This window comes from Sphaerisporangium perillae (assembly GCF_023276435.1).
GTDB lineage: Bacteria > Actinomycetota > Actinomycetes > Streptosporangiales > Streptosporangiaceae > Sphaerisporangium > Sphaerisporangium perillae.
The window spans coordinates 64,475-80,158 of record NZ_JALLPO010000020.1; the positions used below are offsets into that span (position 1 = coordinate 64,475).

Here is a 15,684-nt window from a genome sequence, read left to right on the forward strand (position 1 = left end):
CCACCGGTTCACGCGTGCTGGGTGATCAGGAGTCCTCTCGTTCCGCGGAGCTCCGAGCACGGGGAAGCTGGGGAGTGCCGATCTCTCTGTGCCCGATCATGAGCTGGGGACGACGGTCTCGCCCCTGGCGATCTTCTGTTCGACCTCGTCAAGACGCGCCCTGATGCCGTCGATCCCGCCGCCCGTCCTGGTGAAACCGATACCGTTCTCCTTGATGCCGTAAACGGTGGGGCCCGGCTCGGCCGAGCCGGTGGAGAAAGCCTTGAGAAAGTCGAAGACCACCATGTCGACCCGCTTGATGACCGAGGTCAGGACAACGTCACGCAGTGAATCATCCGCGGTGCGGGCCTCGTCGCCTTCGGCGCCGATGACGTGGCCGCCCGCCGCCTTGGCGGCCCGCATGACACCGAGGTTCGAGCCCCCCGCCGCCTGGAAGAGAACATCGGCGCCCGCGTCCAACATGCCGGTCGCGACGAGTTCGCCCTTGGCCGGGTCGTCGTAGCCGCTGAAGTCCGGAGGGCGGGTCAGATACTTGACTTCGAGCCCGATGTCCGTCTTGATCGACTTGGCGCCGGCGACGAAACCCGCGGCGGCTCTCTCGATGTACGACCCGTCCTCGACCGCACCGACGAAGCCCACGCGACCCTTCTTCGACAGCAGCGCCGCCGCCGCACCGGCGAGGAACCCGCCCTCCTGCTCGGCGAAGACCAGGTTGGAGACGTTCTTGCCCACGGGCTCCCCGCTGTCGACGATCGCGAACCTGGTCTCCGGGAACTCGGCCGCGACGCTCTTGACCGCGTCGGAGTAGGGAAAGCCGATGGCGATGACAGGGTTGTATCCGCCTCGGGCGAGCACCCGTAGCCGTTCTTTCTTTTGCGCGTCCGTCTCGCCCGCGCCCGCCTCCAGTTCCTTGAGTTCGCGCACGCCGAGCTCACGCTTGGCACGGTCGAGACCCAGCGCCGCCGAGTCGTTGAACCACATATCGCCCCGGCCGTTGACATCGAAGGCGACACCGACCTTGTCCAGCCGGTTGACGATGGTGGTGGAGGGCGTGACGTGGCTGGAGGGAGCGGCGGGGGACATGGCGGCGGTAGAGGTGCGGGGGTCGGAAGGCCGGGCCCAGAACCAGACGCCCGCCGTGACCGCGAGGGCGACCAACACGCTCAGCGAAGGGACGCCTGCTCGGGACACGATCCGCCGGGAGCGGGTCGCCTGGCGTGAATCGCTCATCGCCGCCGGAGCGGTGACCACCGCGGGCTTCGGCACGGGCTGGTCCGCCGAACGAGTCACGGCGGAGGCGGGGGACGGCGACGGCCGGATCCGCTCGCCGGTCGTCGCCGCAGGAGGCCGGCCCGTGCCCTGGCCCACCAGATGGAGCATGATCTCGGCGGCGGTCGGCCTGCCCTCCGGCGACTTGACCAGGCACCGGCCGAGCAGTGAACGCAGGGGCTCAGGCACCCCTCCGAGGTCGGGTTCCGCGGTGAGGACGGCGTGGAGGAGGGCCGGAACGCTCGGGCCGCCGAAGGCGTGACGGCCGCTGGCCGCGAAGACCATGGTCACCGCCCAGCTGAACACGTCGGCCGGTGGGCCGACGGAATCGTTGGCGATCTGTTCGGGCGCCATGTATGCCGGGGTGCCGGCCACGCCGCTGCTGGTGGCCGTGATCGAGTCGAGGGCGCGGGCGATGCCGAAGTCGATCACGCGCGGCCCATCGGGGCCGAGCAGCACGTTGCTCGGTTTGAAGTCGCGGTGTACGACGCCCGCTTGATGGATCGCCGCGAGTGCGCCGGCCGTGCCCAGCGCCAGTCGTACCAACTCGTCGCCTGCGAGCGTTCCACGTTCCTGGACCCGTTGCTCCAACGAGACACCCTCGACGTACTCGCTGACGATATACGGGCGCTCGCCCGCCATGCTCACTTCGACGACACGTGCCGTGGAAAACGTCGCCACCCGCCGCGCGGTGGCGACCTCGCGCAGGAACCTGCGCCGCGCCCTCTCGTCCATCGCGTATTGCGCGTGCAGGCTCTTGATGGCGACCACCTCGCCGGCGGGGGACTCGGCGAGGTAGACCGTGCCCTGACCGCCTTGACCGAGGCGGCCGAGCACCCGGTAGTCGCCGAAGCGGTCGGGATCACCGGGCCGTAACGGGAGCGGGTCGCGCATATGACCTCCATCGTATTGATCCGACGATAGCCATGAATGGCGCGCTTGACGGAGATACAGGGCAGTTCGTGTGGCCGCGCGGGCAACGCGGGCAGCGGTCTACTGAAGGGCGAAACTCCGCGACCGCGACTGCCAGTTGCAGCGAGTGGTTCCTCTGATGGAGTGGCGCGAGAACGAGTAGGCAGCCTGGGCCTACCTCGTGGTGCTTTGCGCATCTTCAGACGTCGAGTTCGCTGAGTTCGTCGTCGGTGAGCAGTCGGGAGCGGATCAGGAAGCGCACGCCTTCGGGGGCTTCCAAGGAGAAACCGCTGCCTCGGCCGGGCACCACGTCGATGGTGATGTGGGTGTGCTTCCAGTACTCGAACTGCGACGACGACATCCACACCGGGATCTGTTCGCCGACACCGTCCACCGTGAGATCGCCGAGGTGGACGTCGGCGTTGCCGGTGCGGAACTCTCCCGCTTGGTAGCACATCGGGGCGCTGCCGTCGCAGCACCCCCCGGACTGGTGGAACATCAGCGGTCCGTACTGTCCGGTGAGCCGTCGCAGCAGGTCGGCCGCGGCATCGGAGAGGTCCACTCGCTTCGCCGCAGGACGGATCCGGCGCTCCTGAATGGACATGATCAGAAGAAACCCTGGGCGTTTTGCGAGTATGACACCAGCAGGTTCTTCGTCTGCTGGTAATGGTCGAGCATCATCTTGTGGTTCTCGCGACCGATGCCGGACTGCTTGTACCCGCCGAACGCGGCGTGTGCCGGGTAGGCGTGGTAGCAATTGGTCCACACCCGCCCCGCCTGGATCTCACGGCCGGCGCGGTAGGCGGTGTTACCGTCGCGTGACCACACTCCCGCGCCCAGCCCGTACAGGGTGTCGTTGGCGATCTTTATGGCGTCGGCGTAGTCGTCGAACGGCGTCACCGACACCACCGGGCCGAAGATCTCCTCCTGGAAGATCCGCATCTTGTTGTGGCCCTCGAACACCGTCGGCTGGACGTAATAGCCGCCGGACAGTTCGCCGCCGAGATCCTTCCTCTCGCCGCCGGTGAGGAGTTTCGCGCCCTCCTTCTGGCCGATGTCGATGTAGGAAAGGATCTTCTCGAGCTGGTCGTTGGAGGCCTGTGCCCCGATCATGGTGTCGGTGTCCAGGGGATGACCCTGTTTGATCTTCTCCACCCGCGCGATGGCGTCGGACAGGAACGCCCGGTAGATGGACGACTGGATCAGCGCTCGTGACGGGCAGGTGCACACCTCACCCTGGTTCAGTGCGAACATGGCGAAGCCTTCCTGCGCCTTGTCGTAGAAGGCGTCCGGCGCGTCCGCGACGTCGGCGAAGAAGATGTTCGGGCTCTTGCCGCCCAGTTCGAGGGTGACCGGGACGATGTTCTCGCTGGCGTACTGCATGATCAGCCGCCCCGTGGTGGTCTCCCCGGTGAATGCCACCTTGCGGACCCGCTGGTGCTGTGCCAGAGGCTTACCGGCCTCCACGCCGAACCCGTTGACCACGTTCAGCACGCCCGGCGGAACGAGGTCGGCGATCAGGTTCAGCAGCACGTGGATCGAGGCCGGGGTCTGTTCGGCGGGCTTCAGCACCACCGTGTTTCCGGCGGCCAGCGCCGGGGCCAGCTTCCAGGTGGCCATCAGGATCGGGAAGTTCCACGGGATGATCTGCGCGACCACGCCGAGGGGCTCGTGGAAGTGGTAGGCCACGGTGTCGGCGTCGATCTGCGAGATCGCGCCGTCCTGCGCCCGGATCGCACCGGCGAAGTACCGGAAGTGGTCGATGGCCAGTGGGATGTCCGCGGCCAGGGTCTCCCGTACCGGCTTGCCGTTGTCCCAGGACTCGGCCACCGCGATGGCCTCCAGGTTCTGCTCGATCCTGTCGGCTATCTTGTTCAGCACCTGGGCACGCTCGGCGGGCGAGGTCCGGGCCCATGCGGCAGCGGCGCCTTCCGCGGCGGCCACCGCGCGGTCGACGTCCTCGGCGGTGCCCCGGGCGACCTCGGTGAACGTCTTGCCGGTCACCGGAGTGGGATTCTCGAAGTATCGGCCCTTTGCCGGAGGTACGTACTCACCGCCGATGAAGTGGTCGTAGCGCGGCTGGAACGTCACAACACTGCCCGGCTCACCCGGCGCTGCGTACGTGGCCATGCGTCTGCCTCCTTTATGGTGAAATGACGGTTATGTACCAATTTAGGAAGGTGGACGTTGCAGCATCGTTGCACCGGGGAACGCCAGGGGCTCGGTCGGCTGTCCGCCTTCGCCGAGGCGGGCGTTGCATAGCATGTTGTCGTAAATCTGATCACTGGCAGTGACGGCTACCCCCCACGCCCTCGTCAAGATCGCCGTGGAGTGCACTATGAAAGTCAAGCCTGGTGAAGCCTCGACAGCCCTGGGCCTGTCGTCGGACCCTGTAGGGCAGTTTCATCTGTTGCAGCGGGTGCACGATGCCACGCTCGGTGACGAGAAAGCGTCGGCGTCGCCCCGTCCGGTGATCTCCGACTCGTGGCGGCGCTCGCTGGCCGCGCGTGTGAACCCCGAGGACTACCGGCCGCCGCTGGTGTACAGATCGGATGAAGTGGCCGAGGTGCGCTCGGCCCATCCGCTGCAAGCCGTGGTGCCGTTGCTGCGCGATCTGCTGGCCGGCATCGCGGACGAGTCAAGGCACGTCATGATCGTCACCGATGCCCTAGGCACCATCCTCTGGCGCGAGGGGCCGAGTGACATCTGCCTGCGCGCGGACCCGGTTGGGTTGTGTGAGGGCGCCCGCTGGGCGGAGGACTCCATCGGGACCAACGCGATGGGCACCGCCCTCGCGATCGACGCCCCTGTGCAGATCTACTCCGCCGAGCATCTGGTGCGTATCTACCACACCTGGACCTGCGCGGCCGCGCCGATCCACGACCCGGATACCGGGGACACGCTCGGCACGATCGACGTCAGCGGACTGCTCCAGGCGTTGCACCCCGCGGTGGTCAGCCTGGTCAGCGCCACCGCACAGCTCGCGGAGAGCCATCTGCGCCGGCGGATGGAGGCGGGTGACGAGCGGCTGCGCACCAGGAACATGCCGCACCTGGCCGCACTGCGCGGCGAAATGGGCGCGCTGCTGACTCCGACCGGGCGGATCATCGCCGCAGAGCCGCACGGCAACTGGCCTGAGCGTATCCAGATCCGGTCCGGTGCGGACAAAGTCCTGCTCGACGACGGCCGTGAGGCGCTGGTCGAGCCGCTCCCCGAGGGATACCTGGTCCGGGTCCCCCGCTCGGCGCGGGCGGCGGCACGCCGGCCCAAACTGTCACTGTCGTTCCTCGGCGATCGCCCCGTGGCGGTGCTCGACGGCCGCGAGCTGCCGCTGACCTTGCGGTGGGCCGAACTGCTCGCCCTGCTCGTCCTGCATCCCGCCGGGTTGACCGCCGAGCAGTTGGCGCTGCAGCTTTACGGCGACGACGGCAACCCCGCGACGGTGCGCGCCGAGATCCATCGGCTCCGGGCACACCTCGGCGGTGCCGGCATGCGGGCCAAGCCGTACCGGCTGCTGGCCGACGTCGAGGCCGACTTCATCGCCGCACAGGCTGCGCTGTGCTCGGGTGACGTGCGCGCCGCGGCTGCGGCCTGCCACGCACCGCTGCTCGCCAATTCGGAGGCACCCGCCATCCGGGCGGAACGCTATTGCCTGCTCGCGGCACTGCGATCGGCCGTCCTCGGTCACCGTGACCTCGATGCACTGTGGACGTTCGCGCAGAGCGAGCCCGGCAGCGATGACCTCGAGGTGTTCGAACGCCTGATCAGGGACCTGTCCGCGCACGACCTGCGGCGGCCGGTCGCCGCGGCCAGGCTTGCGTGGCTGCTCGCCGAGAACGAGGAACAGTGAGCGCTACGTCAGTGCTACGTAGCGTTTCGTAGCATCTCGCACATCTCGGCACCGCCTTGAACATCCATGCGTTCGCCCCTGAGGCGGTGACGACTCCGGTGGTACCGGCCCCCGCAGGGCTCGGTGGAGGAGAAGGCAGGTACGAGCCCATGACCCCCGTAGAGATGCCCCCCGTAGAACTGGATCCGCAGCGCGATTACCCGTTGGCGTCGCACCGTCCGGAGTTGCTCAGGACACCGACCGGCAAGCGTCTCGACGAGATCACCATGGAGGCCGTCCTGGCCGGCGAGGTGGCGGCCGAGGACCTCCGCATCGCGCCGGAGACGCTGCGGCTGCAGGCGCAGATCGCGGACTCCGTCGGCAGGCCGCAGCTCGCGCAGAACTTCCGCAGGGCCGCCGAGCTGACCGCGTTGCCGGACGAGACGGTGCTGGAGATCTACAACGCCCTGCGGCCGCGCGCGTCCACGAAACAGCAGTTGACCAAGATCGCGGAGGGGCTGGAGCGTGGCTACTCCGCCACGCTGTGCGCGCGACTGATCAGGGAAGCCGCCGATGTGTACGAGCGGCGAGGCATCCTCGCGAGCTGAGTACGCCACGCGTTCGCCGGCAACAGACGCATCAGGAAGGTGAGACCGGAGATGAGCACCAAGCGTGCGGCCCCTCGTCAGACGTCAGTCCCCAAGCGGTCCAAGCGCACGGAGATTCTGGAGAACCGTCCAGTCAACCTCGACGGCTTCGTGGAGGAGCGGCCCGAGGTCGGCATGGTCGCGATGGACAGCCCGTACGACCCGCGGCCGAGCGTGCGGGTGGAGAACGGGATCATCGTGGAGATGGATGGGAAGAAGAGGGAGGACTTCGACTTCCTTGACCAGTTCATCGCCGACCATGCGATCGACGCCGCGGTGGCCGAGCGGGCGATGGCCCTCTCGCCCACCGAGATCGCGCATATGCTCCTGAACCCCAAGGTGCCACGCGGCGAGGTGCTGGCGGTGTCGTCCGGCCTGACGCCGGCCAAGCTGCTCGAGGTCGTCAAGACCATGAACGTCGTCGAGATGATGATGGCGCTGCAGAAGATGCGGGCGCGGCGCACCCCGGCCAACCAGGGGCACTCCACGAGCGCACGGGACAACCCGGTCCAGGTGGCGGCGGATGCCGCGGAGGCCGGGCTGCGAGGGTTCCGCGAGCTAGAGACCACCCTCGGAGTGGTGCGATATGCCCCGCTGGTGGCCATCGCCCTGCAGATAGGTGCGCAGGTCGGGAAGCCCGGCGTGCTCACCCAGTGCGCGCTGGAGGAATCCACGGAACTCGAACTGGGCATGCGCGGCATCACCGCCTACGCGGAGACGATCTCGGTGTACGGCACCGAGCAGGTCTTCTGCGACGGCGACGACACCCCGTGGTCGAAGGCATTCCTCGCATCCGCCTACGCGTCCCGCGGGATCAAGATGCGGTTCACCTCGGGTACCGGCTCGGAGGTGCAGATGGGCAACGCCGAAGGCAAGTCGATGCTGTACCTGGAGATCCGTTGCATTCTGGTGGCCAAGGGGGCCGGGGTCCAGGGTCTGCAGAACGGCTCGATCAGCTGCATCGGCGTACCCGGTGCGGTGCCGGCGGGAATCCGCGCGGTACTGGCCGAGAACCTGATCGCCAGCACCGTCGACCTGGAGTGCGCGTCCGGCAACGACCAGTCGTTCTCGCACTCCGACATGCGCCGCACCGCGCGGCTGATGCCGCAGCTGTTGTCCGGCACGGACTTCGTCTGCTCGGGCTACTCCGCCGTGCCCAACTACGACAACATGTTCGCCGGTTCGAACCTGGATCCCGAGGACTTCGACGACTGGAACACCATCCAGCGGGACCTGCAGGTCGACGGCGCGCTCCGGCATGTCCCGGAGCCGGAGATCCTCGCCGCCCGCAACCGGGCCGCGCGAGCACTGCAGGGCGTGTTCGCCTACCTGGACCTGGCGCCGATCACCGACAAGGAGATCGAGGCGGTCACCTACGCCCACGGTAGTAAGGAGTTGCCGCCCCGGGACGTACTCGAGGACCTGAAGGCGGCACAGTCGGTGCTGGACCGGGGCATCACCGGACTCGACATCGTCAAGGGGCTGGAGGCCGGCGGTTTCCCGGAGACGGCTGAGGCGCTGCTGGGCGTGCTGAGGCAGCGGGTCTCCGGTGATCTGCTGCACACCTCGGCGATCCTGACCCCGGAGCTGACGACGCTCTCGGCCGTCAACGACGCCAACGACTACGCGGGCCCGGGTAGCGGCTACCGCCCAAGCGGTGCGCGGTGGGAGGAGATGAAACGGCTGCGGCACGTCGTCAGCGCCCTCAACCCGGAACAGGAGGTCGGCCACCCCTCCCATCAAACGGTGGGCAAGAGCGGGGACGTGATCACGGCTGACGGCCGGGCTGCGGGAGGCGTGGTCGGCGAGCGCACGCTGCACCTGGAGGAGAAGGGCGCGGCCCGGCCGGGGCGCCGCTCGGACGAGGTGGTGATCGGCGTCTCGCCGGCCTTCGGTGAGTTCTTCTCCAAGACCATCGTCGACGTCTCGCACGCGGATGTGCTGCGCGAACTGCTGGCCGGGGTGGAAGAGCAGGGGGTACACGCGCGTGTCGTCCGGTTCCGTGCCAGCGCCGATCTCGCGGTCATCGCCCAGAGCGCGGCCAGGCTCTCCGGATCGGGCATCGGGATCGGCATCCTCTCACGCGGCACTACCATGATCCACCAGAAGGACCTGGTTCGTCTGTCCAACCTGGAGCTGTTCCCGCAGGCACCGTTGATGGATCCGGCGACCTTCCGCATGATCGGCCGCAACGCGGCCCGGTACGCCAAGGGCGAGTCGCCAGAACCGGTGCCCTCGCGCAACGACCACATGGCCCGCCCGCGCTGGCAGGCGAAGGCCGCATTGCTGCACATCAAGGAGACCGAGTTCGTACGCCCTGACGCTGAACCGGTAGAACTCGGGGTGCTGATCCGCATGGCTGACGCCGGCTGAGGCTGGGGGGAGGCTATGTCCCTGGTGGTGGGGGTGGACATCGGTAACTCGACGACGGAGGCGTGCGCCGCGCACATCGGCCAGGACGGGAAGATCACCTACCTTTCCGGGGCATTGGGCAGGACCTCTGGCGTGAAGGGCACCACGGAGAACGTCCCGGGTGTCGTCGAGGTCGTGCGCCTGGCCCTGGCCAGGGCCGGATGTGATCCGGCCGAGGTCCAGGCGGTGCTGGTCAACGAGGCGACCCCTGTGGTCAGCGGATTGGCCATGGAGACGATCAGCGAGACGATCATCACGGAGTCCACGATGATCGGGCACAACCCGGGAACTCCCGGTGGTGTCGGGCTGGGGGTCGGCGTCACCGTGGCCTTCCCGAATCTGCCGCGATGCGCCGCCGGGAGCGCGGTGATCTGCGTGGTCGGCGCGGGCGTCGACTTCGAGGACGCCGCCGCGGGGATCAACGCCGCCATCGCGCGCGGGGTCCGGGTCACCGGGGTGGTCGTGCACGCGGACGACGCCAACCTCATCGCCAACCGGCTGGGCGAGCCGGTACCGGTGGTCGACGAGGTCACGCTGGTGGACAAGGTGCCGCTGGGCATGCCGGCCGCCGTCGAGGTCGCGGAGCAGGGCCGCACCATCCGGACCCTGTCCAACGCATACGGGATCGCCACGGTGTTCGAGCTCGACTCCGAGCAGACCCGCATGATCGCACCGGTGGCGCGGGCGCTGGTGGGCAACCGTTCGGCTGTCGTGGTGCGTACCCCGGCCGGGGACATCACCGACCGCAGGATCCCCGCGGGAACCCTGATCCTGATCGGAGAGAAGACCAAGCGGGAGGTCGAGATGGACGCCGGCGCCGAGGAGATCATGTCGACACTGCGCCGGGTGCGGCCTTTGGTCGACGCCGTTGGCGACCCCGGCACACATGTCGGAGGGATGCTCGCTCGCGTCCGCGACACCATGTCGGAGCTGACCGCGATGCCTGTCGATACCGTGCGCGTTCAGGACGTGCTCGCCGTGGACACCTTCGTACCCCAGCGGATCACCGGTGGCCTGGCAGGAGAGTTCGCGCTGGAGAACGCGGTCGCGTTGGCCGCGATGGTGCGTACGAGCAAGGGACCGATGGAGCTGCTCGCCGCCCGGCTGCGAGAGGCACTCGGTACCGAGGTGCTCATCGCCGGTGTCGAGGCCGACATGGCTCTGCTGGGCGCGCTCACCACTCCCGGTGCCGGCAGGCCGGTGGCGATCCTCGACCTCGGTGGTGGATCCACTGACGCGGCGGTGACCACCGACGGTGCCGAAGTGCACTCGGTGCACCTGGCCGGTGCCGGCGATCTGGTCACCAGCCTGATCAACTCCGAACTCGGGCTGGAGAACCTGGAACTCGCCGAAGAGATCAAGAAGTTCCCGCTGGCCAAGGCGGAGAGCTTCTTCCACATCCGCATGGAGGACGGCACCGTTCGCTTCTTCGACAAACCCCTGCCTGCCGACGCCTTCTCCCGCGTTGTCGTGCTCACCGACTCCGGCATCCACCCGATACCGACCCGGCACGGCGTGGAGAAGATCCGCCAGGTGCGCAGGTCTGCCAAGCACCGGGTCTTCGTGGTGAACGCGCTCCGTGCGCTCGAACAGGTGGCCCCGGACGGCAACATCCGGCACATCATCGGCTTCGTGGTGGTCCTGGGTGGTTCCGCGCTGGACTTCGAGATCCCAGACATGATCGCGGAGGCCGTCGCGGAGTTCGGAATCGTCAGCGGGACCGGCAACGTGCGTGGCTCAGAGGGCCCGCGCAACGCGGTGGCCACCGGCCTGGTGGCCGGCTACGCGTTGGCACGGGCGAACGGCACCGCGGTGAGGGGCTGATGGATCATGCGTCATACGCCCGCCGATGATCGGCCCTTCGATCATGTGGGGCAGAACCGGCCCGCTGTCGTGGTGCTTTGCCATCCGGACCCCGGAAATCGGCACTGCGTGCGTGAGATCAATGCCGGCATGGAGGAGGAGGGCGTGCCCTGCCGCACCGAGAACGCGGCGGACGGCAGTGCGCGGGAGCTGGCCCTTGCCGCTGCCCAGGCCTCCAATCTCGACGTCGGGGTAGGTGTGGACTCCGTAGGAAACATCTGTGTGCACCACGCCAAGCTGCCGCCGGACGCCCCCGCGGTGGCGGGCCCGGCCACGAGTGCCCGCACCATGGGCCACAACGCGGCCCGGCTGGTTGCCGGCCTCCCGTTCAAGCAGCAGGAGGGCGTTCGCCGTGCCTGACCACACCGCCACCGGGTGCCCACCCAGGAGAGTGGCGGGCCCCCGCCACCTCATTGACCAGTGAAGGGAGACATCGTGCCCGCACGACTCGGCCTCGCCGACGCCCGGCACGTGCTGGACGCAGCGCTGCGCAAAGCTGACGAGATCGGCCAACCCATGAACGTCGCCGTGGTGGACCACGGTGGACACTTACTGGCGTTCGCGCGCCAGGACGGTGCGATCCTCGGCAGCATCGACATCGCCGCCCGCAAGGCCCGTACCGCCGCGCTGATGGAGATGACCACCGAGCAACTCGGGAAAGCCGCCGCACCCGGTGGCCCGCTTTACGGCATCGAAGTGACCAACGGAGGCCTGATGATCTTCGGCGGCGGTATCCCGCTGACCGAGGCGGGCGGTGAGGTCGTCGGCGCGGTCGGGGTGAGCGCGGGAACCGTAGAGCAGGACATCACGGTCGCCCAGGCAGGTGTGGACGCCTGGGGCGGCGTGGCAAGGTAGGCGCTGGCGCCGACCTTGCCCGCGGAAGGGGCAGCAGGGCCGACCATGTCGATGATGTCGTTCAGCCGGCCGCCGTTGTCCTACGAACTGGTCAAGGGGTGGCGGGGGATTCGAAGGGCTCGCCGACCGCGTAGGTGACCAGTGAGGTCAGTACGTCCTTGACCGACTCGCGGTCGCGCACGTCGCAGAGGATGATCGGGGCCACTCCGTCCAGGCCCAGGGCTCGCTGGATCTTGACCGGATCGTGGCGCCGGGCCCCGTCGAAGCAGTTGACCGCGACCACGAAGGGGAGCCCGCGCTGCTCGAAGTAGTCCACGGCAGGGAAGCACTCCTGCAGGCGGCGGGTGTCGGCGAGCACGACGGCACCGAGCGCGCCGACGGCCAGTTCATCCCACATGAACCAGAATCGGTCCTGGCCCGGGGTGCCGAACAGGTAGAGCCACAGTCCTTCGCGGAAGGTGATTCGGCCGAAGTCCAGCGCGACGGTCGTGGTGGTCTTCGACTCCACGCCGGAGGTGTCGTCGACGCCGATGCCTCGGTCGCTCAGTAACTCCTCGGTGTGCAGCGGCCGGATCTCGCTGATCGTCCCGACCATGGTCGTCTTGCCGACTCCGAAGCCGCCGGCGATGAGGATCTTGATGGCCATCGCCGGGGTGACGTCGGTCACGCCCGGCTCAAAGGCTGCGGAGCCCATGCAGCACTTCCCTGTAGATGCGTTCGTCGATGGCCTGCGCCGCAGGCTGTGGTCGGTCGATGGTCACAAGGCCGTCACGCCGCAGGTCGCCGAGGATCACGCGGGTGATGTTGAGCGGCAGTTTCAGCTGCGCCGCGACGTCCGCCACCGGGGTGGGCCTGCGGCAGATCGACAGCACGGTCAGATGCTCCGGGATCAGCTCCGACGGCTCGTAGAACGTGCTGACGGTCGTGACGATGGCCACCAGGTCGAAAGCCTCGCCCAGTGGGCGCGCACGGCCGCCGGTCAGCCCGAAGAGCCTGACCAGCGGCCCGGGATCCTCTCCCGTCACGATCTTGAACCGTTCCAGGCGGGTGCCGGAGCCGCTCCCCTCGGCTGTGCGGACAGGTGTTCGCCGACGCGCTTGACCATGAGCGCCATCTCGTAGGTGATCATGCCGAGCTCGGCGTCGCCCGCGGCCAGCACGGCCAGCCGGGCCCCCTGCCCTGCCGCGGTGACGAACAGGAAGCCCTCTTCCAGCTCGATGATGGTCTGCCGCACGCCGCCGAGGCCGAAGTGCCGTCCCGCACCCAGTGCGAGGCTGTGGCTGCCGGCGGAGATGGCGGACAGGTGCTCGGCGTCCTCCCGGGTCAGTTCCCGGGAGCCGCCCATGGCCAGTCCGTCGGCGGACAGCACGATGGCGTGCCGCACGCCGGGGATGCGCTGGGTCAAGTCATCCAGCAGCCAGCTCAGTTCAGGTCTGGGGTCGGGCATCGGAATGGCCCTCCTTTCGGTTCCACATGTCTTGCTCCTGCTCGGTCTGGCTGCGGCCCTGCTGCCAGCCCCGTTGCATGGACGACATGAGCTTCATGAGCTCCTCGGGGGATCGCACGGAGACGTCGTGCTGTTCCGGGGAACGTTCCCGGCGGAGCTGGGGGGCCAGGCTGGCCTGCCGTACTCGCACCGGTAGCCCGTCCAGGTCATCGTCGGCGTCCGGCATGGACACGGGCCGCCGCACGGGCGCCGGCGACGCGGGGGGCTTGTGGTCTTGCTGCTCGGCCAGGAACCACCCCGATGGGCGTTCCGGGCCGCGGTCCGCCGGCCGGTCCTGCGTGCCGGCGAGCGCCTTGGGCCGAGCTTCCGGGCCCGTGCTCAGCGCCCGTACGGCCCTGTCCGGCCGGGCGGGCCCGGTCTGCCCGGCCCAGCGCGGCGCGGCCTCGGCGAGGGGCGTCTTCGAGGGGGCGAGCAGGCTCGACGGCAGCAGCACGATCGCGGTGGTGCCGTCGTAGGGCGAGGGCCGTAGCCTGATCTTGATGCCGTGCCGGGCCGCGAGCTTGGCGACGACGAACAGGCCCAGCCGGTCGGTGTCGACCAGGTCGAACTCCGGGGGGTCGGCGAGCTTGGCGTTGAGGTCGTCGAGGGTGTCGGGGCTCAGTCCCAGGCCCCGGTCCTCGACCTCCACCGCGAAGCCGTTGGCCGCCGTCATGGCCCGGATGTGGACCGTGGTGTGGGGCGGAGAGAAGAGGGTGGCGTTCTCCACCAGTTCGGCGATGAGGTGGATCACGTCGGCGACCGCGGCGCCGACGAGCAGCGGTGCCTGCGGCATGGACGGCATGGTGACGCGGGTGTAGTCCTCGACCTCCAGCACGGCGCTGCGCACCACGTCGAAGATCGGCACCGGGTCGCGCCACCTGCGGGCGGGGGCCGAGTCGGACAGGATGATCAGATTCTCCGCGTGCCGCCGCATGCGGGTGGTCAGGTGGTCGAGTTTGAAGAGATCCTCCAGGATCTCCGGTACTTCGACCTGGCGCTCCATCGTGTCGAGAAGCTCGAGCTGGCGGTGGAGCAGTGCCTGGTTGCGCCAGGCGAGGTTGAGGAAGACCTGGCCGACGCCCTTGCGGAGCGTCGCCTGGCTGACCGCGGCCTCCACCGCGGTGCGCTGCACGGCGGAGAACGCGTGCACGACCCGGTCGACCTCGGCGGTGTTCGCGGAGTCCAGGTGGGGGGCCTCGGTCGCCGGGTCCACGTCGTCGCCCTTGCGCAGCCGCTCGACCAACCGTGGCAGCCGTTCCTCGGCCAGTTCCACGGCCGACGCCTGGAGCCGACGCAGCTCGTTGATCATGGAACGGCCGAACCGGTAGGACAGTGCGACCGACACGATGACCGCGAGCAGGCCGACGCCCAGGACCAGCCCGATCCGCCAGTACGCGGCCGTCTTGAGCTGCTCCGCCTCGGCCGCGGCGCGCACCAGTTCGTACTGGGTGTCCCGGTTGATCTTGCCGATGAGGGCGCCGGCGTCGCTCTTCCACACGGCGGGTTGCACCGGAGGCGCGCCGTTGGTGTCCCACACGAAGAGCGCGTCCTCCACCGCCACGAGCCGCTGGTAGGGGGCGCTCTTCACGAGGTCCTCGTAGTGCACCCGCAGGTCGGGGCCCACGTCGCGGCCCGCGTTGGCGAGGACGATCCGCCGGCTGGTCATCCCGGCGACGAACGCCGCGCGGTCGGTGGGGGTCATCCGGTGGCGCACGATCGTCGAAGTGAGGACGGCGTGCTCCCTGCCCAGGTACTCCGCGGTGGCGCTGAAGGCGGCCATGCCGCGCACCGCGCGGTAGGACGACACGTCGCTCAGCGTGTCCCCGTCGCTGAACTGCCGGTTGGCGGTGGCGATCAGGTCGCTGTACGCGTCGATGATCTTGATCGGTGGGGAGAGCCTGCGGCTGTCGGCGGCGGCGCGAAGCCCGTCCAGCCCGTCCAGCGCCGTCACCAGGGCCCGCACCTCGGCGGGGGTGTTGGCGGTCCCGCCCTGGACGTCGACGACCCCGATCACCTGGCGCAGCCGCTGCACCTGGGCGTCGGTGATCTTCCGCTGTTCCGTCAGCGGCTTGTCATCGGCGGTGCCGGCGACCGCCTCGGCGGAGAGCTGGCGCTCCTTCTGGAACTCGATGATCAGCTGCTGCACCGGCGACCCGATGGCCTTCCAGCGGTCCTGGGTCTGGGAGATGGTCGCGATCTCCTCGACGCTGGAGTAGGCGATGAAGCCCCACAGAGCGATCATGGAGATCAGGGGAAGCAGGAGGATTCTGAGCAGCTTCGAGCGGATCGGTGGTGGGGCGCTCATCCATCATGTCCAATTCCGCGTGTGCCGGGCCGCCGTAGGCAGCCGGCGGCCATGGCCCTCCCCGAGAACGCATGCCACCACTGATACGGCCTTGATCTGGACAACT

Annotated in this window: 13 protein-coding genes; 6 read left to right on the top strand and 7 right to left on the bottom strand. The window is 68.6% G+C overall.

Annotated features, from left to right (window positions below; genetic code table 11):
• Window positions 1–96 precede the first annotated feature (96 nt).
• From MYF83_RS20530 to exaC, 3 genes are all read right to left on the bottom strand, one after another.
• Window positions 97–2,163 (bottom strand): BMP family ABC transporter substrate-binding protein, encoded by a 2,067-nt coding sequence (locus tag MYF83_RS20530; protein ID WP_248962128.1) that lies wholly within the window; start codon window positions 2,161–2,163, stop codon window positions 97–99.
• Window positions 2,164–2,380: 217 nt separating this feature from the next.
• A complete protein-coding gene (locus MYF83_RS20535; RefSeq protein ID WP_248962129.1) occupies window positions 2,381–2,785 on the bottom strand; it encodes a DUF779 domain-containing protein in 405 nt (134 codons plus the stop codon).
• Between the two features lie 2 nt (window positions 2,786–2,787).
• Window positions 2,788–4,311, bottom strand: coding sequence for an acetaldehyde dehydrogenase ExaC (exaC, locus tag MYF83_RS20540; RefSeq protein WP_248962130.1), 1,524 nt, complete (start codon window positions 4,309–4,311; stop codon window positions 2,788–2,790).
• A gap of 208 nt (window positions 4,312–4,519) precedes the next feature.
• Between exaC and MYF83_RS20545 the strand changes: the two genes are divergently transcribed.
• The 6 genes from MYF83_RS20545 to MYF83_RS20575 all read left to right on the top strand — a co-directional run bounded on the left by MYF83_RS20545 (window position 4,520) and on the right by MYF83_RS20575 (window position 11,787).
• The gene (locus MYF83_RS20545; protein WP_248962131.1) at window positions 4,520–6,031 is read left to right on the top strand and encodes a helix-turn-helix domain-containing protein; all 1,512 of its coding nucleotides are present in this window, start codon (window positions 4,520–4,522) and stop codon (window positions 6,029–6,031) included.
• Between the two features lie 149 nt (window positions 6,032–6,180).
• Complete coding sequence (locus MYF83_RS20550; RefSeq protein WP_248962132.1) at window positions 6,181–6,618, top strand: diol dehydratase small subunit; 438 nt, start codon at window positions 6,181–6,183, stop codon at window positions 6,616–6,618.
• A 51-nt stretch (window positions 6,619–6,669) separates the two neighbouring features.
• Window positions 6,670–9,030, top strand: a complete 2,361-nt coding sequence (locus MYF83_RS20555; RefSeq protein ID WP_279339813.1) for a propanediol/glycerol family dehydratase large subunit — start codon at window positions 6,670–6,672, stop codon at window positions 9,028–9,030.
• A gap of 15 nt (window positions 9,031–9,045) precedes the next feature.
• On the top strand, window positions 9,046–10,893 hold the full coding sequence (locus MYF83_RS20565) for a diol dehydratase reactivase subunit alpha (protein WP_248962133.1): 1,848 nt from the start codon (window positions 9,046–9,048) through the stop codon (window positions 10,891–10,893).
• Between the two features lie 6 nt (window positions 10,894–10,899).
• Entirely contained in the window at window positions 10,900–11,292 is a 393-nt protein-coding gene (locus MYF83_RS20570; RefSeq protein ID WP_248962134.1) for a glycerol dehydratase reactivase beta/small subunit family protein, read from the top strand.
• Between the two features lie 75 nt (window positions 11,293–11,367).
• Window positions 11,368–11,787 carry a GlcG/HbpS family heme-binding protein gene (locus MYF83_RS20575; protein ID WP_248962135.1) on the top strand — a complete coding sequence of 140 codons (420 nt, stop codon included), beginning with the start codon at window positions 11,368–11,370 and terminating at the stop codon, window positions 11,785–11,787.
• Window positions 11,788–11,878: 91 nt separating this feature from the next.
• On the opposite strand, the gene MYF83_RS20580 is transcribed toward MYF83_RS20575, so the two are convergent.
• From MYF83_RS20580 to MYF83_RS20595, 4 genes are read right to left on the bottom strand one after another with little or no spacing between them, the layout of a single operon-like run.
• Entirely contained in the window at window positions 11,879–12,481 is a 603-nt protein-coding gene (locus tag MYF83_RS20580) for a GTP-binding protein (protein ID WP_248962136.1), read from the bottom strand.
• The gene (locus tag MYF83_RS20585; protein WP_248962137.1) at window positions 12,462–12,812 is read right to left on the bottom strand and encodes a DUF742 domain-containing protein; all 351 of its coding nucleotides are present in this window, start codon (window positions 12,810–12,812) and stop codon (window positions 12,462–12,464) included. Before MYF83_RS20585 ends, MYF83_RS20580 begins: the two co-directional genes overlap by 20 nt.
• A complete protein-coding gene (locus MYF83_RS20590) occupies window positions 12,809–13,234 on the bottom strand; it encodes a roadblock/LC7 domain-containing protein (protein ID WP_248962138.1) in 426 nt (141 codons plus the stop codon). Before MYF83_RS20590 ends, MYF83_RS20585 begins: the two co-directional genes overlap by 4 nt.
• The gene (locus MYF83_RS20595; protein WP_248962139.1) at window positions 13,215–15,578 is read right to left on the bottom strand and encodes a sensor histidine kinase; all 2,364 of its coding nucleotides are present in this window, start codon (window positions 15,576–15,578) and stop codon (window positions 13,215–13,217) included. Before MYF83_RS20595 ends, MYF83_RS20590 begins: the two co-directional genes overlap by 20 nt.
• Window positions 15,579–15,684: the final 106 nt, after the last annotated feature.